Origin of the sequence: Planotetraspora sp. A-T 1434 (assembly GCF_025420585.1) — a bacterium.
In the GTDB taxonomy this organism is placed as follows: Bacteria; Actinomycetota; Actinomycetes; order Streptosporangiales; family Streptosporangiaceae; genus JAOEGB01.
Genome location: NZ_JAOEGB010000004.1, coordinates 300200 through 322349, shown reverse-complemented (window position 1 = coordinate 322349; position 22150 = coordinate 300200). Strand labels below are relative to the sequence as shown.

Here is a 22150-nt window from a genome sequence, read left to right as displayed (position 1 = left end):
GGCGGGTTCAGACCCTCCGAGCAGCAGGTAGAGGACGGCCATGCGGACGGTGACGCCGTTCGCGACCTGCTCCACGATGGTCGAGCGCGGCGAGTCGGCCACCTCGGCCGAGATCTCCATGCCGCGGTTCATGGGTCCGGGATGCATGACGATCGCGTCGTCGTGCAGCCGGGCGAAGCGGTCGCGGTCGAGGCCGTAGCGGCGGCTGTACTCCCTCGCGGACGGGAAGTAGGCCGCGTTCATCCGCTCCAGCTGGACGCGCAGCATCATCACCACGTCGGACTTCGGGAGCACCGCGTCGAGGTCGTAGGAGATCTGGCACGGCCACGTCTCGACCGACACCGGCAGCAGCGTGGGGGGCGCGACCAGGGTGACCTCCGCGCCTAGTGTGTGCAGCAGCAGGACGTTGGACCGGGCGACCCGGCTGTGCAGGACGTCCCCGACGACGGCGACCTTGAGGCCCTCCAGCCTGCCGAGCCTGCGGCGCATGCTGAAGGCGTCGAGCAGCGCCTGCGTCGGGTGCTCGTGGGTCCCGTCTCCCGCGTTGACCACGCTTCCGCGCACCCAGTTCGCCAGGCGGTGCGGCGCGCCCGAGGCGGCGTGCCTGATGACGACGGCGTCGGCGCCCATGGCCTCCAGGGTGAGCGCGGTGTCCTTGAGCGACTCGCCCTTCGACACGCTCGACCCCTTGGCCGAGAAGTTGATCACGTCGGCCGACAGGCGCTTGGCCGCGGCCTCGAACGAGATGCGCGTGCGGGTGGAGTCCTCGAAGAAGAGGTTCACCACCGTGCGGCCGCGCAGCGTCGGCAGCTTCTTGATGGATCGTTCCGAGACCCTCGCGAGCTCTTCGGCCGTGTCGAGGATGAGCAGGGCGTCGTCGCGGGTGAGGTCGCCCGCCGAGATGAGGTGCCGCTTCATCGGGCGTCCTCCTTGATGAGCAGTACGGCGTCGCGTCCGTCGGTCTCTTCGAGGTAGACCTTGACCTTCTCGCTCTTGGAGGTCGGCAGGTTCTTGCCCACGTAGTCGGCGCGGATGGGCAGCTCGCGGTGGCCCCGGTCGACGAGGGTCGCGAGTTGGACGGCACGGGGGCGGCCCACGTCGTTGAGCGCGTCGAGCGCGGCGCGGACGGTCCGGCCGGAGAAGAGAACGTCGTCCACCAGGACGACGGTCCGGCCGTCGACCCCGTCCGGAGGCAGCTCGGTGCGGCCCAGCGGCCGGGCGGGCCGCAGGCGGAGGTCGTCGCGGTACATCGTGATGTCGATGGATCCGACGGGGACCTTGACTCCCTCGAACTGGGCGATGCGCTCCGCGATCCGGCGGGCGAGCGTGGCGCCGCGGGTGGGAATCCCCAGCAGGACGACGCTTTCGGCGCCCTTGGTGCGCTCGAGGATCTCGTGCGCGATCCGGGTCAGCGCCCGGTGGATGTCAGGCCCCTCCAGCACGGCACGGGCCGGATTTTGGGCATCAGGCATCAAAAAGTCACCACCTTTCCCGCCTCACGGGACGGGTCTTAAAAGGGTGTCTGGCCGCTCCAGCGTATCAGTACGACTCCGCACCCCCTCCCGCCAGCGACGACGCGCGGACCAGCAGGTCGTCCGCCCGCGGGGGCGCGCAGCGGCGCGTCCGAAACCGAGCCGGACTCGGGTGTCGGGGATTTCGGTCAGAACACTGTTTGGGGCTCTTTTTTCCAATCAGCTTGACCTTTGAGAGTGACGGCTTTACCGTCACTGTCCGTAACCACAACACGCGACCTTCCTGGGTAAAACCCGACGCAGCGGTCACTGAAGGTGCCTGTCTCAGGTGCCAACCCCGGTGTTCGGAACGCTTAGGACAAGGACGCACAATCAAGTGAGAACAGACATAGAAAGCCGGGGGCCACACGATGCCGTCTGACTACGCCAAGTCGCTGGGCGCGCGACTCCGCGCCATCCGCACGCAGCAGGGGTTGTCCCTGCACGGTGTCGAAGAGAAGTCCCGCGGGCGATGGAAGGCCGTCGTCGTGGGCTCCTACGAGCGTGGCGACCGTGCTGTGACCGTGCAGAAGCTCGCTGAGCTCGCCGATTTCTACGGAGTGCCGGTGTCGGAGCTGCTTCCCGGTGGTGCCGCCCCCAGCCCGCTCGCTCCCGCGCCGAAGCTTGTGATCGACCTGGAGCGGCTGTCCCAGCTTCCCAAGGACAAGGCCGGCCCGCTTGCCCGTTACGCGGCGACCATCCAGAGCCAGCGTGGTGACTACAACGGCAAGGTGCTGTCCATCCGCCAGGAGGACCTGCGCTCCCTCGCGGTCATCTATGACAAGTCGCCGGTCGAGCTGACCGAGGAGTTCATCAGTTGGGGCGTGCTCGACGCGGAGGCCCGCCGGGCCGTCGAGTCCTTCTGACCCTCTGACCCTTTCTGACCATCGGACCGTTGGACCGTCGGACCGGAAGTCGCCTCTCATGCTCCCCGGAGCGCCGGCCTCACGCGCCGCTTTGGCGTAGTCGCGGGCGGAGGCCCCTCGCGGGGAGCACAGGTGTCGAGTTTCCTAGCCGGCCATCGGGAGGGTGGACTGGCCGGGCACTCCCAGGATCGACTCCACCTGGCTCACGAACTTCTCCGCCTCGGCGATGAGCTCCTCGGCATCCCTGGGAGTGACGACGCGGACCATGCCCGCCTCGGCCGCCGCCCGCTTGGTGGCGCTGACCGCGAAGTATGCCGCCCAGTCGGTGAGCCTCGGCTCCGCGTCGGGGAGCAACTCCCACGCGCTGCGCAGCCGCCGCCTCCGCCCGTCCATGGGCCTGGGCCGGGCCGCGAGGATCGCGGCGGCCGCCCGGAGGGCCGCGAGATGCGCCGACACGTAGCGGTCCGCGGGGGTGGGACCCACTGACGCGTCGGCCAGGCAGGTCCTGGCGTCCGCGAGGTGCGCGAGAACCGTCTGCGAGACCCGAGGCCCGCTGCGCTCGTTCTGTTCCGTCATACCCGGTCCAGTCATGCCCGCCTCCTTGGGTCGTGGCAGCCGGCGGTGGTCGCCGGTGAGATCACAGTCGCAGACCGCACCGACAATTTCGTTCGAGCCGTCGCGCCTTTCTCTCGTATCCGTGGGCGGCCGGACGAGGAGCTTCCCCTCTCCCCGTCCGGCCCACGCCGCGGGCCGTGCCGCGCTCGTCTCCGCCGACGACGAAGGCACGGTACCGACGGGGTGGGCGCGAGCCGCGAGTCTCACGCCCACTGCATCGAACATAGATTCGACCATGTCCACTGTCAAGTGTGTCAACGAACACGCTTTCGATGAAGACACCCGAAAAGCCGGTCCGAAGACGCCGAAAGCCCCGCGCGAGCGTGTCGCGCGGGGCTCCCAAGAGCGCGGAGCCTCCCTGAGAAGGTCCCGTCAGCGGACGAACTTGCCGCGGACGTGCACGGGCACCCCGGTGCCCAGCAGACCGGGCAGGATGTCCGCCACGTGCATCGGCAGTCGCACGCAGCCGTGCGACGCCGGATAGAGCGGCACCGACAGCGCGCCGTGGAACGCGATGCCGCCGTTGAAGAAGATCGGGTTGTAAAGCTGGCCCAGGTACGACTTGTGCCACCCGCTCTTCCGCCAGGTCGTCTTGAAGTCGCCCGTCGGCGTGCGGGCGTCGCCGGTGAACTGCTGCCGCTTGCCGTTCCACACCGCCCACTCGGTGTACGGGATCCCGCTACCGGAGGAGATGTGCGTGATCAGCTTCGGGACGCCGCCGAGGTAGAGCACCATGAGCTGCTTGGTGAGGTTCACCTCGGCGCGGTCGGGCTTGCCGTTCGGCACCAGGATCGCGGGCGCCTTCGGGTTCTCCAGGGCCGCCCAGGTCCTGCGCGCCACCGTGCTGGTCGGGGCGATGCCCTGCACCTTCTGGAAGGCCCACACGGCGGTCAGGGTGGTCCCGCCGTACTTGCCGTCGGTCTTGCCCGGCACGTAGCCGAGCGCCTTCAACCGGGTCTGCAGCGCCAGGACCGCGGCGCCCTTCGCGCCGAGCTTCAGCGTCTTGTGCGGCGCGGTGAACCGGGCGGCGGATCGGGCGGTGGACGCCGCCGAGGCGGCGACTTCCGTGTGTGCCGCCGTCGTACTCGCGTGCGCGGGCAGAACACGCGCCTGCGCAGCACCTGCCACGCCGCCCACTGCGAGCGTCACGGCCCCCACCGTGACCAGCGCCGCGGCGGCCAGCTGCCGTCGTGCCCCCATCGTGATCAACCTCTCATTCAGGTCATGTTTAGATCAAAGGACCATAGCGCATGGGGCTGATGGTCCCGATGTGGGACATGAAGCGGTAATGGATCGTTTATGTTCCACGTGCTGTTTAGAGTGGCCGCGTGCCAGAAAAGTTGCATCCGAACGCCGCCCGTGTGGCCGAGGCCCTCCGCTCGCACGGTGCCGAGGGCGAAATCGTGGTCCTCCCGGAGTCCGCGCCGACCGCCGCGACGGCGGCGGCCCAGCTCGGCTGCGAGGTCGGAGCGATCGCCAACAGCCTGATCTTCGACGCGGACGGCGCTCCGCTCCTCGTGCTGACCAGCGGCGCCCACCGCGTGAACACCGATCTGATCGCCGGTCTCGTCGGCGCCGCGAAGGTACGGCGGGCCACGCCGGAGTTCGTCCGGGAGCACACCGGACAGCCGATCGGCGGAGTGGCCCCGGTGGGACACCCGGCTTCGGTCCGGACGCTGGTGGACACCTGGCTGGCCAAGCACGAGGTGGTGTGGGCCGCGGCGGGGCATCCGCACACCGTCTTCCCCACGACCTTCGACGAGTTGCTCGCGATGACGTCCGGCACCCCGGCCGAAGTCGAGTGAGCCGAGGTTGAGCGAGCCGAGGTTGAGCGAGCCGAGGCCCGAGTGAGGCATCCGGCGGCCGGGAAGGCTTTGCTAGTCTGCGGAAAGTGATCCAACTGCGGCGGGTCGGGCCTGACCAGTTCACAGCGGCACTCGAGACGGTGCTCGCCATCTACACGGTCGCCATGCGGCCGCCCTCGGATCAGCTCGCCGGTCGCATGGCCATAATGCGGAACCACGCGACATATCCGCATTTCGTATGCATGCTCGCCGAGTCCTCGGAGCAGGAGAACCAGATCGTCGGGTTCGCCTACGGCTTCCACGGCGTCCCGGGGCAGTGGTGGCACGACGTGGTCCGCCACGCCCTGCAGGACCGCGCCGGGCCCCGGACCTCCGAGGAATGGTTCGGCGACGCCCTGGAGATCGCCGAGATCCACGTCCACCCCGATCACCAGGGCAAGGGCGTCGGCCGCCGGATGATCCACGCCATCTGCGAGGGCCGCCCGGAGCGCACCGCCGTGCTGTCCACGCACGACGCGCCGACGGCGGCCCGTCACCTCTACCGCGACATCGGCTTCGTCGACCTGATGACGGAGTTCGTCTTCCCCGGCGGCTACGAGAACTACGTCATCGCGGGCACGAAGCTGCCCCTGCCGTAAGACCTCCCGGCCGGTCGTCGCGGCTCATGACGTCGTGGCCGCTGGTCGACGCGGTGATGGTGGTCGGACTCGCCACTGATTCCAACGGATCTGACGTACTAGGAGACCACCGCGGCGGGGGTGGTGGTGAGCGCCTGGAACACCTCGCGCGTCGCGCTCGACCGGTTGAAGGTGATGAAGTGGATGCCCGGCGCCCCCTCGTCGAGGAGCGTCTGGCACATCTCCGCGGCGTGCTCGATGCCGAGCCTCCGTACCGCCGCCGGGTCGTCGGCGACCGCCTCGAACCTGGCGGCCACCTCCGGCGGGAACGGCGCGCCCGACAGCTGCTCGGACCGGGCGATCGTGCTCATCTGGGTGACCGGCATGACGCCGGGGATGATCGGCGTGTCGCAGCCCCTGGCCGCCACCCGGTCGCGCAGCCGCAGGTAGTCCTCCGCCCGGAAGAACATCTGGGTGATCGCGTAGTCCGCGCCCGCCCGGCACTTGCGCACGAAGAACTCGGTGTCCGACTCGATCGTCGCCGACCGCGGATGCTTGTACGGGAAGGCCGCCACGCCCACGCAGAAGTCGCCGGCCTGCCGGATCAGCCGGACCAGGTCCTCGGCGTACGCCACGCCGTCCGGGTGCTTGACCCACTCGTCCAGCGGATTGCCGCCCGGCGGGTCGCCGCGGACGGCGAGGATGTTGCGCACGCCCGCGTCGGCGAAACGGCCGACGAGGTGGCGCAGCTCGCGGATCGAGTGGTCGACCGCCGTGAAGTGGGCGACAGGGGTGAGGGTGGTCTCGTGGGCCAGCCGCTCGACGATGCCGACCGTGCGGTCCCGGGTGGAGCCCCCGGCGCCGTAGGTGACCGACACGAACGTCGGCCGGAGCGACTCCAGCTCGCGGATCGCCCGCCAGAGCTGGCGCTCGCCCTCGTCCGTCTTCGGGGGCATGAACTCGAACGAGAAGGACCGCTCGCCCGCGGCCAGCAGCTCGCGGACCGTCGGGACACGGCCGGGAAGTCGTGAGGGCAGACCGAGAGCCATGGCCCAAGGTTACAGGCACCGGCGTCTCCGGCGCAGACCACGATCCGGCATGTGGACGTCACGGGTGACCACCAGGACTCACGAACGGGGTATCTGCTGATGGGACACTGGATCAACGCCCGATACCCTCGAAGCATGACCGCTTCCGCCGCCCCGCTCGACCTCATCCGCCCGGGGGTGGACCGTTCGCTCCGGGAGTTCGTCGACCGGCAGCGCCCCTTCTTCACCGACCCGCACCTGGCCTCCCTGCTGTCGGCGGCCGAGGACTTCCTGGCTGGCGGCAAACGGCTCCGCCCGGCCTTCTGCTACTGGGGCTGGCGCGCGGCCGGTGGGGGTGACGAGCCCGCGATGCACACCGCCGCCGCGTCGCTGGAGCTCCTCCAGGCGAGCGCGCTGATCCACGACGACGTGATGGACGCGAGCGACGTGCGCCGGGGGATGCCGTCGGCGCACCGGCGGTTCGAGCGGATGCACGCGGAGGCGGGCTGGCACGGCTCGGCCGAGCAGTTCGGCGAGGGAGCCGCCGTGCTGCTGGGCAACCTGTTGCTGGTGTGGTCCGGCGAGATGTGGCGGACCAGCGGGCTGCCGCCCGAGGCGATCGCCACCGCCCAGCCGGTGCACGACCACATGCTGACCGAGCTCATGTGCGGGCAGTATCTCGACCTGCTGGAGCAGGCCCAGGGTCAGAGCACCTTCGACAGCGCCCTTCGGGTCGCCCTGTTCAAGAGCGGGAAGTATTCGGTGGAGCAGCCGCTCCGGCTCGGGCTCGTCCTGGCGGCCCGGGCCCAGCACCACTGGATCGACAGGCTGTGCGTGCAGTACGGCCAGCAGGTCGGCATCGCCTTCCAGCTCCGCGACGACATCCTGGGCGTCTTCGGCGACCCCGCCGAGACCGGCAAGCCGGCCGGGGACGATCTGCGTGAGGGCAAGCGGACCATTCTCATCGCCCGGACTCTCGCCGAGGCGTCGCCGGCGCAGGCGGAGACCGTGCGGAGCCTGCTCGGCGATCCGCGGCTCGACGCCGAGGGGGTCGAGCGGCTCCGCGCCGCGATCGAGGACTCCGGAGCCAGGGCGGCATGCGAGGAGATGATCAAGCGCTACCTCGACAACGCGCTTCGGGCGCTGGAGCAGGCCCCCATCGACGAGACGGCCCGTACGGCTCTCGCGTCGCTGGCCGTCGCCGCCACCTCCCGGCGGACCTGAGTCGGGTCACACACGCCCGGTCCGCGAGCCCGTCACAGAGACGCGGTCAGACACGCAGATCGGACACGCCCCGTCGCTCGGACACGCCCGGTCACACAGGCCCGGTCACACAGGCCCGGTCACACACGCCCGGGGTCGGAACCCCGGGCGAGCCGGTCGGAGCCCGGTCAGAGGGGCGTCGCGTCCAGCCTGGCCCGCAGCTCGGCGGCCGCAGCTCCGGGGTCGGCAGCCTCGGTGATCGCCCGGACGACCACGACCCGGCGCACGCCGTAGGACACGACCTCGTCCAGCGTGCCGAGGTCGATGCCGCCGATGCCGAACCACGGCCGTGTCGTACGGAGATCGGAGGCGTGCTTGAGCAGCGCGGGGCCGGGCGCGGGACGCCCCGGCTTGGTGGGCGTCGGCCAGATCGGCCCGCAGCAGAAGTAGTCGACGCCGGGCTCGGCGGCAGCCGCCGACGCCTCGGCCGCGGAGTGCGTGGACCTGCCGATCAGCACGTCCGGCCCGAGGATCTCCCGGGCTACCGGAACGGACAGGTCGTCCTGCCCCAGGTGGAGGATGTCCGGGCGCGCGGCGTAGGCCACGTCCGCCCGGTCGTTCACCGCCAGGAGCGCTCCGTGCCTGTCGCAGGCCGCGCGGAAGACGTCGAGCAGTGCGAGTTCCTCACGCGCCTCCAGGCCCTTCTCCCTCAGCTGGACGATGTCAACGCCGCCGGCGAGGACCGCGTCGAGGAAGTCCTCGAGGTCGCCGCGGTCCCGCCTGGCGTCGGTGCAGAGGTAGAGCCTGGCCTGCGCGAGTCGCTCTCGCCGGGTGTCGGTCACCCGACCACAATGCCACGGGTCAGGTGGTCAGAATCCCAGCGCCTGGGCCCTGCGCTTGACCTCGGTGTGGCGTCCGGCGGCGATCGCGTCGATCGGCGAGCCGGGCAGCGAGTCGTCCGGCGTGAACAGCCAGCGGATGGACTCGACCTCGCCGTACCCGGCGTCGGCGAGCACGGTCAGGGTGCCGGGAAGCCCCTTGAGCACATCTCCTCCGGCGATGAACACCTTCGGGATGTGCGGCTCCCCGCCGCCCCTGCGGGCGCCGACGAGCTTCTTGTCCTTGAGCAGCTGCTTGGCCCGGCCGATGCTGAGCCCGAGGGTCTTGGCGGCGTCCGAGAGGGGGAGCCACTCCCCTACGAGTTCGTCGGTCTCCCGGTCGATCTGCGCAACAGTAAGCGTCACGGATCCACCATTACCACAGGGAAGCTGCCAGGAAACACCTCGATTAGGCCATAATGCAGTCGCGGAGCGTGACCGTGGGGTCGGCGAGGCGCGCGGAGTCCAGCCGCTGGCCGCCCTCCACGACGCGGCGGCCCTGCACCAGGTCGCGCGGCCGGTCGACGGTGAGGATGGCCGTGAGCCGGTTGTCGGCCGTGAGCCAGCAGAGCGCCCACTTGGCGTCCGCGCCGGGGTCGCCGCGGAGCAGCAGCCGGTCCGCGGCCCCCTGGTGCCCGGCGAACTGGACCATCCGGCCGAACTGCTCGGACCAGAAGTAGGGGACGGGGTCGTAGACCGCCTCCTCGCCCAGGAGCGTCGCGGCGGCGGTGTCGGGGGCGCCCAGGGCGGTGTCCCAGTGCTCGACCCGCAGCCGCCGGCCGTACCTGCGGGACCACCAGTTCGCGCAGTCGCCGACCGCCACCACGTTGGGTAGCGACGTCCGCAGGTGCTCGTCGGCCAGCACGCCGTTGTCGAGGGCGACGGCGGAGCCCTTCAGCCACTCCACCGCGGGCCGCACGCCGATGCCCGTGACGACCGCGTCGGCCTCGATCCGGTCGCCGGACATGAGGGTGAGCCCGTCGGGGTCGACGCTGCCGACCAGCGCGCCGAGCCGCAGCTCCACGCCCGCCTCGCCGTACCAGGGGATCGTGTGGCGGCCGGCCTCGCCGCCCAGCGCGGACAGGAGCGGCGCCTCACCCGCCTCCACCACGGTGACCGCGCAGCCGGCCTTGGCCGCGGCGGTCGCGACCTCCGCGCCGATCCAGCCCGCTCCGACGACGGCGATGCGGGCCCCGGGGACGAGGATCGAGCGCAGCGCGAGCGCGTCGTCGATGGTCCGCAGGACGTGCTGGTGGCCCTCGCCGCGCAGCCGGATGGGGGCGGCTCCCGTGGCGATGACGAGGCCGTCGTACTCCAGCTCGCCCTCGGTCGTCTCCAGCACGCCGTCCCGCAGGCCCTTGGCCGCGGTACCCAGGCACAGGTGGACGTCGAGGGCGTCCAGATCGGAGTCGACCACAGTGGAGTCGGTCTCGCCGAGCAGCACCGCCTTGGAGAGCGGTGGCCGATCATAGGGGCGATGGGGTTCCTCGCCGATGAGCGTGATCCGGCCCGCGAACCCGTGGGCCCGCAGCGCCTCGACACTCCGCACGCCGGCGAGGCCGGCACCCACCACCACGACGTGATCCACGCCCTGACCATAGATTGTCAACCCGGGCACCCGCCAATGGAGATTCGATAACGACTTGGGTAAGTAGTACGCACAGCGTGTGATTCCCGTGTTGTGCGTTACGTCCACCGATCAGCACTAGGCTGTGAACGTAAGACGCGCGGGAGCCCGGCGGGCCGGGCTGAGAGGAGAGCGTACGGCTCTCGACCGCAAACGACCTGATCCGGGTAATGCCGGCGAAGGGAGCGCTGTGCTCGATCCACGGCGAGTCCATGCGGAGACGGATCATGAGGCCCGTCATGAGGCCGCCCATGGCACCGATTATGACGCCGTTTATGACACCGGTCGTAAAGCCGGTTATGACGTGGTCATCATTGGCGGCGGCGTCGTCGGCCTGTCCGTCGCCTGGCGTACGGCGCGGCGGGGCCTTTCGGTGGCCGTCGTCGATCCCGCCCCGGGAGGCGGGGCGACTCACGTGTCGGCGGGGATGCTCGCGCCCGTCAGCGAGGTGACCTACACGGAGGAGCCGCTGCTCCGCCTGGGCCTCGCGTCCCTGGCCAGATGGCCCTCGTTCCGCGCCGAGCTGGAGGACGAGAGCGGCTCCGCCCTCGACTACCGCGCCGACGGCACCCTCGACATCGCGTACGGCGCGGACGACATGGCCTACCTCGACGAGCTGGCGGCCTTCGAGAAGACCCTCGGCCTGCGGGTGGAGCGGCTGACGGGGCGCGAGTGCCGGGCGTTCGAGCCGATGCTCTCGCCGTCGGTCCGGGGCGGCCTCCTCGCCCGCGACGACGCGTGGGTGAACCCGCGCCGGGTGGTGCGCGCCCTGCTGACCTCCTTCGAGAAGGCCGGCGGCACGCTCCTTCCCGACCGCGTGACCGCGCTCTCCGCCGGCCGCGACGGCGGCGACGGCGACCGCTCCAGCGGCGTACGGCTGGCCTCCGGCGAGGTCGTCCGCGCCACGAACGTGGTCGTCGCGGCGGGGTCGTGGTCGCCGTCGCTCGTGCCGGGGCTGCCCGTACGGCCCGTCAAGGGGCAGATCCTCCGGCTGCGCGGCCCCGAGGGGTTCCTCACCCGGTGCGTGCGGGGGCTGGTGCACGGCTCCCCCGCCTATCTGGTCCCGCGAGGCGACGGCGAGATCACCGTCGGCGCGACCGTGGAGGAGCTGGGGTTCGACGGCAGGGTCACGGCGGGCGGCGTCTACGAGCTGCTGCGCGACGCCCGCGAGCTGGTCCCCGGCATCACCGAGCTGGAGCTGACGGAGACGGCGGTGGGGTTCCGTCCGGGAACGCCCGACAACCTGCCGCTCATCGGCCCCGCCGGTTCCCATGGGGTTCTCGCCGCCACCGGGCACCACCGGGCGGGCGTCCTGCTCGCCCCCATCACCGCGGAGGCCGTCGTGGCCTTCCTGACCGGCGGCGAGGCGCCGGACGTCGTGAAGTCCTGCGATCCAGGGAGATTCAGCCATTGAAAGTGACGATGAGATGAAAGTGACGATCAACGGCGGCGACGTCGAGATGCCCGACGGAGCGACTGTCGGCGAGGCCGTACGCCGCCTGACGCCCCTGACGTCCGGCGTCGCGGTGGCGGTCAACGGCGAGGTCGTGAGCCGGGGCGGATGGGAGACGACCGCGCTCTCGGAGAGCGACCTGGTCGAGGTGCTCACAGCGGTCCAGGGAGGCTGACGATGGACGAGGTCGGCGACGCGCTGGCGGAAGACGTGTTCCTCCTGGGCGGGGAGAAGTTCGCCTCCCGGCTGATCATGGGCACCGGCGGTGCGCCCTCGCTGGAGGTGCTCGACCAGGCGCTGGAGGCGTCGGGCACCGAGCTGACCACGGTGGCGATGCGCAGGCTCGATCCGGCGTCCCGCGGGTCGGTGCTCGACGTGCTGCGGCGGCGCGGCATCAAGGTCCTGCCCAACACGGCGGGCTGCTTCACCGCCGGGGAGGCCGTGCTGACCGCCCGCCTGGCCAGGGAGGCCCTGGAGACCAACTGGGTGAAGCTCGAGGTCATCGCCGACGAGCGGACCCTGTTGCCCGACCCGATCGAGACCTTCGACGCCGCCGAGCGGCTGGTGGCCGACGGGTTCGTCGTCCTCCCCTACATCGGCGACGACCCGGCGCTGGCCCGCAGGCTGGAGCAGGCCGGCTGCGCGGCGGTGATGCCGCTGGGCGCGCCGATCGGGTCGGGGCTCGGCATCCGTAACCCGCACAACATCGAGCTGATCGTGGAGTCCGCGGGCGTCCCGGTGATCCTCGACGCGGGGATCGGCACGGCCAGCGACGCCGCGCTGGCGATGGAGCTGGGCTGTGACGCCGTGCTGCTCGCGAGCGCGGTGACCCGGGCTCAGCGGCCGGGCCTGATGGCCGCCGCCATGCGCTCCGCCGTGACCGCCGGACGGCAGGCGCGGCTGGCTGGGCGGATCCCGAGGAAACGCTACGCTGAGGCGTCCTCGCCGAATCGTTTATAGCGGTTTTGGGAGCGGTCGCCGGTTTCCAGACGTGGAAACGGGCGGCCGAATAGGTCTCGGTTTGGGATTCGCAAGCCCTGCGGGCGGCAAATCACCCGTAAACTCGGGCGGGTGGACACGACGCTTACCGACCCGCTCGTAGGGCAACTGCTCGACGGGCGTTACCGCGTCGAGTCCCGGATCGCCCGGGGCGGCATGGCCTCCGTCTATCTGGCTCTGGACGTCCGGCTCGACCGCACGGTCGCCGTCAAGGTGATGCACCGCTCGCTCGCCGAAGACCCCCAGTTCGTGCGGCGGTTCATAGGCGAGGCCAAGTCGGTCGCCAGCCTGTCGCACCCCAACATCGTGCAGGTCTTCGACCAGGGCACCGACGGGGCCCACGTCTACCTCTCGATGGAGTACGTCCCGGGCAAGACGCTGCGCGACGTCCTCCGCCTGCGGGGTCGGCTTCCCGCGCGCGAGGCCCTGGAGATCATGATCCCGGTGCTCGCCGCCCTCGGCGCGGCCCACCAGGCGGGCCTGGTCCACCGGGACGTCAAGCCGGAGAACGTGCTGCTCGCCGACGACGGCCGGGTGAAGGTCGTCGACTTCGGCCTGGCCCGCGCGGTCGAGGCCACCAACCAGACCAAGACCGGCATCATGATCGGCACGATCGGCTACATGTCGCCCGAGCAGGTGACCTCCGGCCAGGCGGACGCCCGCAGCGACGTCTACGCCGCCGGGATCATGCTGTTCGAGCTGCTCACCGGGCGGCAGCCGTACGACGGCGAGACGCCGATGTCGGTCGCCTACCGGCACGTGCACGACAGCGTCCCGGCCCCTTCGTCGATCGCCCCCGAGACGCCGCCCGCGCTGGACGCGCTGGTCGCCGCGGCCACGGACCGGGACCCCGCGAAGCGCCCGGCCGACGCGACCGCCATGCTGGTCGCCGCCGTCGAGACGCACCGCTCGCTCCCCCGGACCGGCCAGCCCACCGGTCCGCACACCTCTCACACCGGTTCGTACGCCACCCGCCCGCCGACGGCCGCCGCGGCCGGCACGGCCCCGCCGTATGGCACGGGTCAGTACATGTCGGCCGGGCACGGGATGCCCGGCCAGCACGCGCAGGGGCCGATCAACCACACGATGATCCAGCCGAAGTCCGAGCTGCCGGCCACGCCCGCCGCGAACGGCCCGCTGGGGCGGGTGCGCGGGTGGCGGCCCAACTGGTTCATCGTCGGCCTGGCCCTCGTGATGGTCGCCGGGATCGCGTTCACCGGCTGGTGGTTCTCCCAGGGCCGCTACACGAAGGTGCCCGACATGCTGCTCGGCCAGAACATCACGGTGGCCAGGCAGCAGGCGGAGAAGGCGGGCTTCGAGGTCAGGATCGGCAAGGCCCGGTTCGACGACCACCTCGACAAGGACAGGGTCCTCGATACCGAGCCGGGACCCGGCGCGGAGGTCGCCAAGGGGTCGCTGCTCACGCTGATCCCGTCGGCCGGGCCAGAGACGATCCCGGTGCCGAAGGTCGAGGGCCTCAGCGAGGCCGACGCCCGGACGAAGATCGCCGAGGCGGGTCTCAGCGTCGGGCGGGTCAGCAAGACGGCGAGCGACGCCGTGGCGCGCGGCCTGGTCGTCCGCACGGTCCCGGTGGTCGGCAAACGGGTCAGGAAGAACTCCAGCATCAACCTGGTGCTGAGCGCGGGCCTGCTCATGCCGGACGTCACGCAGATGATGCGCGACCAGGCCGAGCAGTTCCTCCGGGACAAGGGCTTCAACGTCCAGATCTACGAGACGGCCGACGACACCCCGCCCGGCACGGTGATCGCGCAGGACCCGTCCGGCGGCTCGGAGGTCGTGGCCGGGGCGGTCGTCCACCTGACCATCTCCAAGGGCCCGGACGACGGCTGGCACTGGCCGTGGGAGAACGACGACTCGGTGGCCACGCCTGACTTCGTCAACGTGCCGGACGTCCGCTTCAAGGATCTGCGCGACGCCAGCGCGGAGCTGCGGGCGGCCGGGTTCAAGGTCAAGATCCGTGACCTCGTCGGCACCGGCCGCGTCATCGGCGAGAAGCCGCTCGGCCAGCAGCCGATGGGAACCAAAATCACCATCTGGCACTGACCCACCCCTTTGACGTGATCATGCACAGGTTCCCGGCCGGCCGGCCCCTCCAGTTGACGTGATCATGCACCGATTCCCGCGAGGCGGTCGCAACCTGCGGCTCCGCCTCGCGGGATCATGCTCGCCTCATGCGGTCCGGCTCACTCCGCCAGCCTGCCCAGCAGGCGCAGCCTCGCCAGGCCGCCATCCGGGTAGATGTCGAGCCGCGCGTGGGTGATCCTGCGCTCGCTGTCGAGGCGGAAGCGGTGCCGCGTGTCCGGCTGCAGCCGGGTCTTCGGCAGCAGGGGGAACCACGCCGCGTCGTCGTCGAGCGCCGCCTTCTCCGCGTCGATCCCCTTGAGCGACGCCCAGCCGGGGGCGTTGAACACCAGGTTCGTGGTGTCCAGCTCGGCCACGGCGACCGTGCCCGCCCCGGCGAGAGCGACCACCAGCCAGTCGTTGCCGCCGTCCCTGCGCCTCGCGGTCTCCCACCCCTCGGCCTGGTTCCGGGCGAGCCCGGGCGCGATGACGTTGTTCGGCGAGGAGTAGAACTGGTCGGAGCAGGCGGTGACGAGGGCCCCGTTCTCCAGGGCGGCCAGGTCCACGGTGAGGTCCCTCAGGAACTCGGGATCGGGCATCACCTGGCCGTGCACCCGCAGCCGGGCCACGCCGCCGTCGGGGAAGATGTTCAGCCGCACATGGGTGAAGCGGCGCGGGTCGTCGACGGTGAACTCGTGGGCCGTGTCGCCATTGAGCGGGCTCTTCGGCACGATCTCGACCCAGCCATCGAGCTCGCCCGGCGCCGGGTGGCCGTCCGCCGCGCACGCCTCGACCGACGCGTGCGGCGGGTAGTTCCCCTTGAACCACGCCGTGTCGATCACGATGCCCCTGATCACGCCCGGGAGGCCGAGCCGTACGACCGCCCAGTCATGGCCGGTCTCGCGCCGCCGCCGCGTCTCCCAGCCGTCGTAGACCTGGCCCTTCGCGCCGAACGTGTGCGCCCGGAACGCGGGCGGTCCGGGCCTGATGAGCGCCTCCCGCTCGGCGAACGACTCGTCGTTGGCGGCGACGACCGCCCCGCCGTACGTGCGGAGCGCCAGGTCGGGCAGCCGGGTGAAGTCGGTCATCTATATCCGTCCTTTGAGCTTCAGTCCTGTGAGCTGAGGAACCGCCCTCGCGGCGTGGTGAAGTCGATCGGGGTGCCGCGCAGCCACGTCGTCCGCACGACGCCGGTGAGCGTCCTGCCGTGGTAGGGGGAGACGGGGTTCCTGTGGCGCAGCTTGGCCACGTCCACGGTGAACTCGGCGGCCGGGTCGAAGGCCACGAGGTCGGCGTCCGCCCCCACCCTGATCGCCCCCTTGTACGGCAGGCCGACCAGCCCGGCGGGGCCCTCGGCCATCCAGTGGACCACGTCGGCCAGGCCGTACCCCCGGGAGAGGGCGGCGGTCCACATGACCGGCAGGCCGAGCTGGAGCGAGGAGATGCCGCCCCAGGCCCGGGCGAAGTCGGGCACCTTCAGGTCGGGCGTCGAGGGCGAGTGGTCCGAGACGACGCCCATGAGCACGCCATCCGCCAGCGCCTGCCAGAGGGCGTCGCGGTTGGCGGCCTCTCTGATCGGGGGGCAGCACTTGTACGCGGGCCCGCTGACCTCCTCGGCGGCCAGCGTGAGGTAGTGGGGGCAGGTCTCGGCGCTGATCCGGACGCCGTCGCGCTGTGCCCTGCGCAGCGGCTCGACGCAGGCGGCGGCCGAGACGTGCACGATATGGGCGCGGGCACCGGTCCGGGCGGCCAGCTCGATGACCTGCTCGACGGCCCTGCGCTCGGCGTCCTGCGTGCGAGATCGCAAGAATTCCGGATATGTCGGGCCGAGCGGTTCGGTGAGGGAGCCGGGGTCCTCCGCGTGCGCGATGAGCAGCCCGCCGAACGACGCCACCTCGGCCAGGGCGTCGTGTAGTCCGGCGGGGTCGAGCGCGGGGAACTCGTCAACGCCCGACGGGGACAGGAAGCACTTGACGCCGAAGACCCCGGCCTCGTGCAGCGGCCCGAGGTCCGCCAGGTTGCCCGGAATGGCGCCGCCCCAGAAGCCGACGTCGACGTGGCACTGGCCCTCGGCGGCCTTCCGCTTGATCTCCAGGGCCGGCACGCTCACCGTGGGCGGCAGGGAGTTGAGGGGCATGTCGACGATCGACGTCACCCCTCCGGCGGCCGCCGCCCTGGTGGCCGACGCGAAGCCCTCCCAGTGCGTCCGCCCCGGCTCGTTGACGTGGACGTGGGTGTCCACCAGGCCCGGCAGGAGCGCGAGGTCGCCGAGATCCACGGTCTCCCGCGCCGGGGGCGGCTCGTCGTAGGGCCCGAGGTCGGCGATCCTCCCATCCCGCACGGCCACCGCGAGCGGTCGCTCGCCGCCGGGCGTCACCGCGCGGCGCGACCGGACGACCAGGTCGTACGGCTGTGGCGCATGATCACGCATGGCTGCTCCGCGGGTGGGACGGGATGAACGGGAAAGTGCGCATGATCACGACGAGCTGCCTTGCAGGTGGAATGGGGTGAGCGGGAAGGTGTGCATGATCACGACGGGCTGCCCTGGAGGTGGGTCTCGGCGATCGTGCGGGCGAGGCGCTCGACGAGCGGCCCGGCCTCGGTCATGCAGCGCTCGACGTCGGGCTCGATCTCCGTCAGGGCATAGGCCGCCTCGATCCCGGCCGCCCGGAGCTCCTCGTCGCCGATCGTCCGCCGGCCGCAGACCGCGACTACCGGCACCCCGTGCTTGGCCGCCGCGGACGCGACGCCGACCGGGGCCTTGCCGCGCAGCGACTGCTCGTCGAGCGAGCCCTCGCCCGTGATCACCAGGGCCGCTCCCTCGACGTGGCGGTCGAAGTCCACCAGTTCGAGCAGATACTCGATGCCGGCCCGGATCTCGGCGTGCAGGAAGGCCAGCGCGGCGAAGCCCACTCCCCCGGCGGCTCCGGCGCCCGGGTGGGCCGCCACGCCCATGCTCCGCACGGTGCCGTCGTGCTCGACCGCCCCGGCGAGGCCGTGCGTGTGGGCGGCGACCGCGGCCAGCCGGGCCAGGCCCGCCTCCAGCACGGCCACGTCGCCGGGTGTGGCGCCCTTCTGCGGGCCGTACACGGCCGCCGCCCCGTGCGGGCCGAGCAGCGGGTTGTCCACGTCACTCGCGACGACGAACTCGATGCCGGAGAGCTCCGCGAGCGCGGAGGCGTCGATCCGGTGCAGGCTCCGCAGGGCGGCCCCTCCGAAGGGCAGGTCGTCACCGTTCTCGTCCAGCAACCGCGCGCCGAGGGCCTGGGCCATGCCGGCTCCCCCGTCGGTGCAGGCGCTGCCCCCGAGGCCCAGCACGATCCGCGTGGCGCCGTGCCGTACGGCATGCAGGACGAGCTCGCCCGTCCCGTAGCTCGTGGCGGTCAGCGGCGCGGGATCTCCGGGGAGCCGCCGGAGGCCGGACGCCTCCGCCAGCTCGATCACGGCGACCGTGTCCCTGACGGCGTAGGAGGCGAGGAGGGGCTCGCCGGTGGGGCCGGTCGCCTCGACCTCCACCCGGGTGAATCCGCAGGCCACCACGGCGTCGAGGGTGCCGTCGCCGCCGTCGGCCACCGGCAGCGGGACGGACGGCACCGCCCCCCTACCGGCCAGCAGCAGCCCGGCTGCGACGTGCGCGGCAACCTGTGGTGAGGTCAGCGACCCCCTGAACTTGTCCGGTGCGATTACGACATGTCCTTTCACGGGCTCACCTTCGCAGATCGGCGGACAGGAGGCGACGGTGGGCCCGCGCTCCCGCCTCGGCCGCCGCCGCGTCGGAGACCGTCCGCAGCTCACCGCCCTCGACCACCGTCCGGCCGCCGACCAGGAGGCGAGCCAGCGGCGGGGTCTGGCCGTACGCGAAGGCGACGACCGGGTCGTCGATCGCGGCGTGGTAGCCGCCCAGCCTCCACAGGGCGATGTCGGCGAGCTTGCCGGCCTCCAGCGAGCCGATCTCGGCCTCCCGCCCGAGGCACCGGGCCCCGCCGAGCGTGGCCAGTTCGAGAGCCTGGCGGGCGGTCAGAGCGCGCGGGCCGTACCGGGCGCGCTGCATGAGCATGGCCATCCGGATCTCTCCGGCGAGCGGCGTCATCTCGCTGGACGCGGCGCCGTCCGCGCCGAGGCCGACGGGCGCCCCGGCGCGGAGCAGGTCGGAGATGCGGGCGATGCCCGCGCCGAGCCGGCCGTTGGAGGACGGGCAGTGGGCGGTGCCCGTCCCGGTCTCGGCGAACCGGTAGACGTCCTTATCGGTCAGGTGGACGCAGTGGGCCAGCCAGACGTCGGGGCCGAGCCAGCCGAGCCGGTCGAGGTACTCGACCGGGAGGACGCCGAACTGCTCCCGGCAGTGCTCGTCTTCGTCGGCGGTCTCCGCGATGTGCGTGTGCAGGCGGACGCCGTGCGCGCGCGCCAGTTCCGCCGAGCGGACCATGAGCTCGCCGCTGACCGAGAACGGCGAGCAGGGCGCGACCGCGATCCGCAGCATCGAGCCGAACGACGGGTCGTGATATTTCCGGATCGCGTCCTCGGTGGCCTGGAGGATCTCGTCCACCCGTTCGACGACGCCGTCCGGCGGCAGGCCGCCCTGCGACTGGCCGCGGTCCATCGAGCCTCGGCAGGGGTGGAACCGCACGCCGACCCGCCGGGCCGCCTCGATCTCCGCGTCGAAGAGGTCGCCGCGCCCCTTGGGGAAGATGTAGTGGTGGTCGGTCGTGGTGGTGCAGCCGGACCTCGCCAGCCAGGCCAGACCGGCGGTCGCCGCGCCCGAGACGACCTCGGCGTCCATCCTCGCCCACAGCGGATAGCTGGCGACCAGCCACTCGAACAGCGTGCCGTCGGGCGTCACCCCCTGCGAGGCCCACTGGTAGAGGTGGTGGTGGGTGTTGACCAGCCCCGGGGTCGCCAGGCAGCCGGTGGCGTCGATCCGCTCCGCCCCCTCCGGCACGGCTCCCGCCTCGCCCGCGGCTCCAGCGCTTCCCGGGCCGACCGCCGTGATCCGGTCATCCTCGATGACGACGTGGCCGGACGGGATCTCCTCGCCCACTACGGGGACGATGTAGGCGTTCTCGATGACGACCCGCCGGATTGCATGATCACGCACAGAGAGCTCGCAGGTCAGGCCGGGCGGGCGGGAAGTCGCGCATGATCACGGCGGAGGAAGGGGCAGGTCGCGGGGGAGCTCCGGGAACCTGTGCATGATCACGCCGGAGGGGGGTCACCGGGGCGCCTTCTTCTGGGCGGCCTTGTTCTGAGCCTTGCGGGTGGCGGCGAGGCGGACGGCGTCGATGATCTTCTCGTAGCCGGTGCACCGGCAGAGGTTGCCGGCCAGCGCCTCCCGGATGTCGGCGTCCTCCGGGACCTGCGGCGTGCTCTCGATCAGCGAGTGCGCCTGGACGATGAGGCCGGGTGTGCAGAACCCGCACTGTACGGCTCCCGCCTCCACGAACGCCCGCTGCACCTCGTCCAGACCCTGATCGAGGTCGTCACCCGAGGCCAGCCCCTCCACGGTGACGACCTCACGGCCCTCGGCCTGGCCCGCGGCGACGAGGCAGGCGCAGACCGGGAGCCCGTCCAGGTAGACCGTGCAGGAGCCGCACTCGCCCTGCTCGCAGGCGTTCTTCGCGCCCGGCAGGCCCAGCCGCTCCCGGAGGACATAGAGCAGGCTCTCCCCCTCCCAGACGTCGTCCGCGGCCAGCCGTTCGCCGTTGACGTCGATGTGCACCCTCACGCCGATCCCCTCCCCGCATAGTCCTTCCATGCCCAGCCGAGCGCGCGCCGGGCCATGACGGAGAGGGAGTGCAGCCGGTAGTCCGCCCGCCCCCGCACGTCGTCGATGGGCGAGGCCGCCTCGGCGACCAGCTCCCCGAACCGCCTGGCGACGCCCGGGTCGAGCGCCGACCGGCCGTCCCAGTCGAGCTCCCCGGCCAGGAACTCCTCTGCCGCCACGGCCCGGCGCGGGGTCGGCGCGGCCGAGCCGATCCCCGTCCCGATCCGCCGCTCCCCCGGATGAAGCGCGATGGCGAACGAGCACACCGCGATCACCATGGCGTTCCTCGTGCCGATCTTGGAGAAGTACTGCGGGCCGGTCGCGGCCGGGACGTGCACCGCCCGGATCAGCTCGTCGGGAGCGAGCGCGTTGCGCTTCACGCCCGTGTAGAACTCGCCGATCGGGATCATCCGCCTGCCGCGCGCCGACTCGGCCTCCACGACCGCGCCGGACGCCAGCAGCGGAGGATGGCTGTCGCCGGCGGGCGAGGCCGCCCCGAGGTTCCCCGCGACGGTGCCCCGGTTGCGGATCTGGGGCGATCCCACCGTCCGGGCGGCCTGGGCCAGCCCGGGAAGCAGGGAGCCGAGCTCGCCGATCAGCCGGGAGTAGGTCACCCCCGCGCCGACGCGGACGGTCCGGCCCTCCGCGGACCATCCGGTGAGCTCGGATATCGGGTTCAGGTCGAGCAGGGCGGCCGGGCGGCCCTTGTCGAGGTTGATCTCCACCATGACGTCGGTGCCGCCCTGGATCGGCGTGGCCTCCGGCCGCCCGGCCTTGTACGCGAGGGCCTCGTCCCAGGTCAGCGGGCGCAGGAAGTCCATCACGTCACTCCCAGGCCGGTCCGGCGGCGGGGGCGTCGTCGCGCAGCACCGTGCCCTCGATCAGCCCGTACGGCCGGTCGGCCGCGAAGAACACCTCGTTCTCATTGCCCAGCCCGAAGGGCGACAGGTCCACGAGGAGGTGGTGCCTGTTCGGCAGCGAGAGCCGTACCTCGCAGATCTCGGGGCAGTCGGCCAGCACTCGGGCGCCCATGGCGTAGAGGGTCTGCTGCAGCGACAGGCTGTAGGTGTCCGCGAACGCGGCCAGCATGGCCTGCCGCGCCCTTTCGTAGGACTTGTCCCAATCCGGCCTGTCAGGGTCAGGCCCGGCCGGCTCCGCGTGCCGCCAGGAGGCGTTCACGGTAGTGGCCAGGATCCGGTCGCGGGTCTCGGGGAGCGTCGTGTAGTCGTCCTTGATGTAGCCCCAGAACTCGGAGTTCGTGGTGTTGAGGAGCACGAGGCCGGCCAGCCCGGACACGACCCAGGCGTCCGAGCCGTCGTAGTGGGCCACGCACGTGCGGGTCTCCCGGCCCGACCGGACGAACGAGTGTCCCGAGGCGGCGTTGCGCTCCCAGGCGTACTCCTCGACCGCGACCCTGGCGTGGCGGATGGTCGGCTGCGAGTCCACGAAATGCCGGGCCAGGAGCAGGGCGAAATCCTCGATCGCGCCGATGCCGTGCTTTCCGGCGAACGCGTAGACGGTGTTCTTCTGGGCGTCCGTGGTCAGCACGGCCGAGTTGTCGCCGCTCAGGTGGACGGCGCTCATGTCGCCGGAGAGCGCGGTGCTGACGTTGAGGTCCTTGATGCTGTGGACGTCCCCGTGCCGGGTGACCCGCACGACCCTGGTCTCGGCCTTGCCGTACCTGTTGGGACCCAAAATGATCATG

Annotated in this window: 23 protein-coding genes and 1 riboswitch; of the genes, 8 read left to right on the top strand and 15 right to left on the bottom strand. The window is 71.5% G+C overall.

Annotation, left to right across the window (positions count from 1 at the left end; translation table 11 throughout):
- Together N5079_RS08100 and pyrR are read right to left on the bottom strand one after the other, a co-directional pair.
- A partial coding sequence (locus tag N5079_RS08100; protein ID WP_261582959.1) for an aspartate carbamoyltransferase catalytic subunit occupies positions 1–918 on the bottom strand: 918 nt, incomplete at its 3' end.
- Positions 915–1472: a bifunctional pyr operon transcriptional regulator/uracil phosphoribosyltransferase PyrR gene (gene pyrR, locus N5079_RS08095; protein ID WP_261582958.1), complete on the bottom strand. Its 558-nt coding sequence runs from the start codon at positions 1470–1472 to the stop codon at positions 915–917. The genes pyrR and N5079_RS08100, both read right to left, overlap by 4 nt.
- 410 nt (positions 1473–1882) lie before the next feature.
- On the opposite strand from pyrR, the gene N5079_RS08090 reads away from it, so the two are divergent.
- Entirely contained in the window at positions 1883–2377 is a 495-nt protein-coding gene (locus tag N5079_RS08090; protein ID WP_036321552.1) for a transcriptional regulator, read from the top strand.
- 144 nt (positions 2378–2521) lie between these two features.
- Here N5079_RS08090 and N5079_RS08085 read toward each other — a convergent pair whose 3' ends face one another.
- Both N5079_RS08085 and N5079_RS08080 read right to left on the bottom strand, forming a co-directional pair.
- Positions 2522–2968: an SAV_6107 family HEPN domain-containing protein gene (locus N5079_RS08085; protein WP_261582957.1), complete on the bottom strand. Its 447-nt coding sequence runs from the start codon at positions 2966–2968 to the stop codon at positions 2522–2524.
- Positions 2969–3364: 396 nt separating this feature from the next.
- On the bottom strand, positions 3365–4192 hold the full coding sequence (locus N5079_RS08080) for a L,D-transpeptidase family protein (RefSeq protein ID WP_261582956.1): 828 nt from the start codon (positions 4190–4192) through the stop codon (positions 3365–3367).
- Positions 4193–4320: 128 nt separating this feature from the next.
- Between N5079_RS08080 and N5079_RS08075 the strand changes: the two genes are divergently transcribed.
- Positions 4321–4797 (top strand): YbaK/EbsC family protein, encoded by a 477-nt coding sequence (locus N5079_RS08075; RefSeq protein WP_261582955.1) that lies wholly within the window; start codon positions 4321–4323, stop codon positions 4795–4797.
- Positions 4798–4883: 86 nt separating this feature from the next.
- Positions 4884–5435, top strand: a complete 552-nt coding sequence (locus N5079_RS08070; protein ID WP_261582954.1) for a GNAT family N-acetyltransferase — start codon at positions 4884–4886, stop codon at positions 5433–5435.
- A 98-nt stretch (positions 5436–5533) separates the two neighbouring features.
- Here N5079_RS08070 and metF read toward each other — a convergent pair whose 3' ends face one another.
- The gene (gene metF / locus N5079_RS08065; protein ID WP_261582953.1) at positions 5534–6463 is read right to left on the bottom strand and encodes a methylenetetrahydrofolate reductase [NAD(P)H]; all 930 of its coding nucleotides are present in this window, start codon (positions 6461–6463) and stop codon (positions 5534–5536) included.
- Between the two features lie 135 nt (positions 6464–6598).
- Here metF and N5079_RS08060 point away from each other — a divergent pair, with 135 nt between their 5' ends.
- A complete protein-coding gene (locus tag N5079_RS08060; RefSeq protein ID WP_261582952.1) occupies positions 6599–7666 on the top strand; it encodes a polyprenyl synthetase family protein in 1068 nt (355 codons plus the stop codon).
- Positions 7667–7833: 167 nt separating this feature from the next.
- Here the strand turns inward: N5079_RS08060 and thiE are convergent, their stop codons facing one another.
- Genes thiE through N5079_RS08045 form a run of 3 tightly spaced genes read right to left on the bottom strand, consistent with a single transcriptional unit; the run spans position 7834 to position 10111 of the window.
- Positions 7834–8487 carry a thiamine phosphate synthase gene (gene thiE, locus N5079_RS08055; protein ID WP_261582951.1) on the bottom strand — a complete coding sequence of 218 codons (654 nt, stop codon included), beginning with the start codon at positions 8485–8487 and terminating at the stop codon, positions 7834–7836.
- Positions 8488–8514: 27 nt separating this feature from the next.
- A complete protein-coding gene (locus N5079_RS08050; protein ID WP_315967796.1) occupies positions 8515–8889 on the bottom strand; it encodes an Rv2175c family DNA-binding protein in 375 nt (124 codons plus the stop codon).
- Positions 8890–8932: 43 nt separating this feature from the next.
- Positions 8933–10111, bottom strand: a complete 1179-nt coding sequence (locus N5079_RS08045) for an NAD(P)/FAD-dependent oxidoreductase (protein WP_261582950.1) — start codon at positions 10109–10111, stop codon at positions 8933–8935.
- A 129-nt stretch (positions 10112–10240) separates the two neighbouring features.
- Positions 10241–10352, top strand: a riboswitch (TPP riboswitch).
- A gap of 102 nt (positions 10353–10454) precedes the next feature.
- Between N5079_RS08045 and thiO the strand changes: the two genes are divergently transcribed.
- The 4 genes from thiO to pknB all read left to right on the top strand — a co-directional run bounded on the left by thiO (position 10455) and on the right by pknB (position 14666).
- Complete coding sequence (gene thiO / locus N5079_RS08040; protein WP_261582949.1) at positions 10455–11564, top strand: glycine oxidase ThiO; 1110 nt, start codon at positions 10455–10457, stop codon at positions 11562–11564.
- Between the two features lie 13 nt (positions 11565–11577).
- Positions 11578–11778 carry a sulfur carrier protein ThiS gene (thiS, locus tag N5079_RS08035; protein ID WP_261582948.1) on the top strand — a complete coding sequence of 67 codons (201 nt, stop codon included), beginning with the start codon at positions 11578–11580 and terminating at the stop codon, positions 11776–11778.
- A 2-nt stretch (positions 11779–11780) separates the two neighbouring features.
- Positions 11781–12563, top strand: coding sequence for a thiazole synthase (locus tag N5079_RS08030; RefSeq protein WP_261582947.1), 783 nt, complete (start codon positions 11781–11783; stop codon positions 12561–12563).
- Between the two features lie 111 nt (positions 12564–12674).
- Positions 12675–14666, top strand: a complete 1992-nt coding sequence (pknB, locus tag N5079_RS08025; RefSeq protein WP_261582946.1) for a Stk1 family PASTA domain-containing Ser/Thr kinase — start codon at positions 12675–12677, stop codon at positions 14664–14666.
- 140 nt (positions 14667–14806) lie between these two features.
- Here the strand turns inward: pknB and alc are convergent, their stop codons facing one another.
- The 7 genes from alc to pucL all read right to left on the bottom strand — a co-directional run bounded on the left by alc (position 14807) and on the right by pucL (position 22149).
- Complete coding sequence (alc, locus tag N5079_RS08020; protein ID WP_261582945.1) at positions 14807–15772, bottom strand: allantoicase; 966 nt, start codon at positions 15770–15772, stop codon at positions 14807–14809.
- Positions 15773–15792: 20 nt separating this feature from the next.
- Positions 15793–17115 carry an allantoinase AllB gene (gene allB, locus N5079_RS08015; RefSeq protein ID WP_261582944.1) on the bottom strand — a complete coding sequence of 441 codons (1323 nt, stop codon included), beginning with the start codon at positions 17113–17115 and terminating at the stop codon, positions 15793–15795.
- A gap of 98 nt (positions 17116–17213) precedes the next feature.
- Positions 17214–18386 (bottom strand): glycerate kinase, encoded by a 1173-nt coding sequence (locus tag N5079_RS08010; RefSeq protein ID WP_261582943.1) that lies wholly within the window; start codon positions 18384–18386, stop codon positions 17214–17216.
- 4 nt (positions 18387–18390) lie between these two features.
- Positions 18391–19779: an 8-oxoguanine deaminase gene (locus N5079_RS08005; protein ID WP_261582942.1), complete on the bottom strand. Its 1389-nt coding sequence runs from the start codon at positions 19777–19779 to the stop codon at positions 18391–18393.
- 114 nt (positions 19780–19893) lie between these two features.
- Positions 19894–20406 (bottom strand): (2Fe-2S)-binding protein, encoded by a 513-nt coding sequence (locus N5079_RS08000; protein ID WP_261582941.1) that lies wholly within the window; start codon positions 20404–20406, stop codon positions 19894–19896.
- Positions 20403–21266 (bottom strand): FAD binding domain-containing protein, encoded by an 864-nt coding sequence (locus N5079_RS07995; protein WP_261582940.1) that lies wholly within the window; start codon positions 21264–21266, stop codon positions 20403–20405. Before N5079_RS07995 ends, N5079_RS08000 begins: the two co-directional genes overlap by 4 nt.
- 4 nt (positions 21267–21270) lie before the next feature.
- Positions 21271–22149: a factor-independent urate hydroxylase gene (pucL, locus tag N5079_RS07990; RefSeq protein WP_261582939.1), complete on the bottom strand. Its 879-nt coding sequence runs from the start codon at positions 22147–22149 to the stop codon at positions 21271–21273.
- Position 22150: the final 1 nt, after the last annotated feature.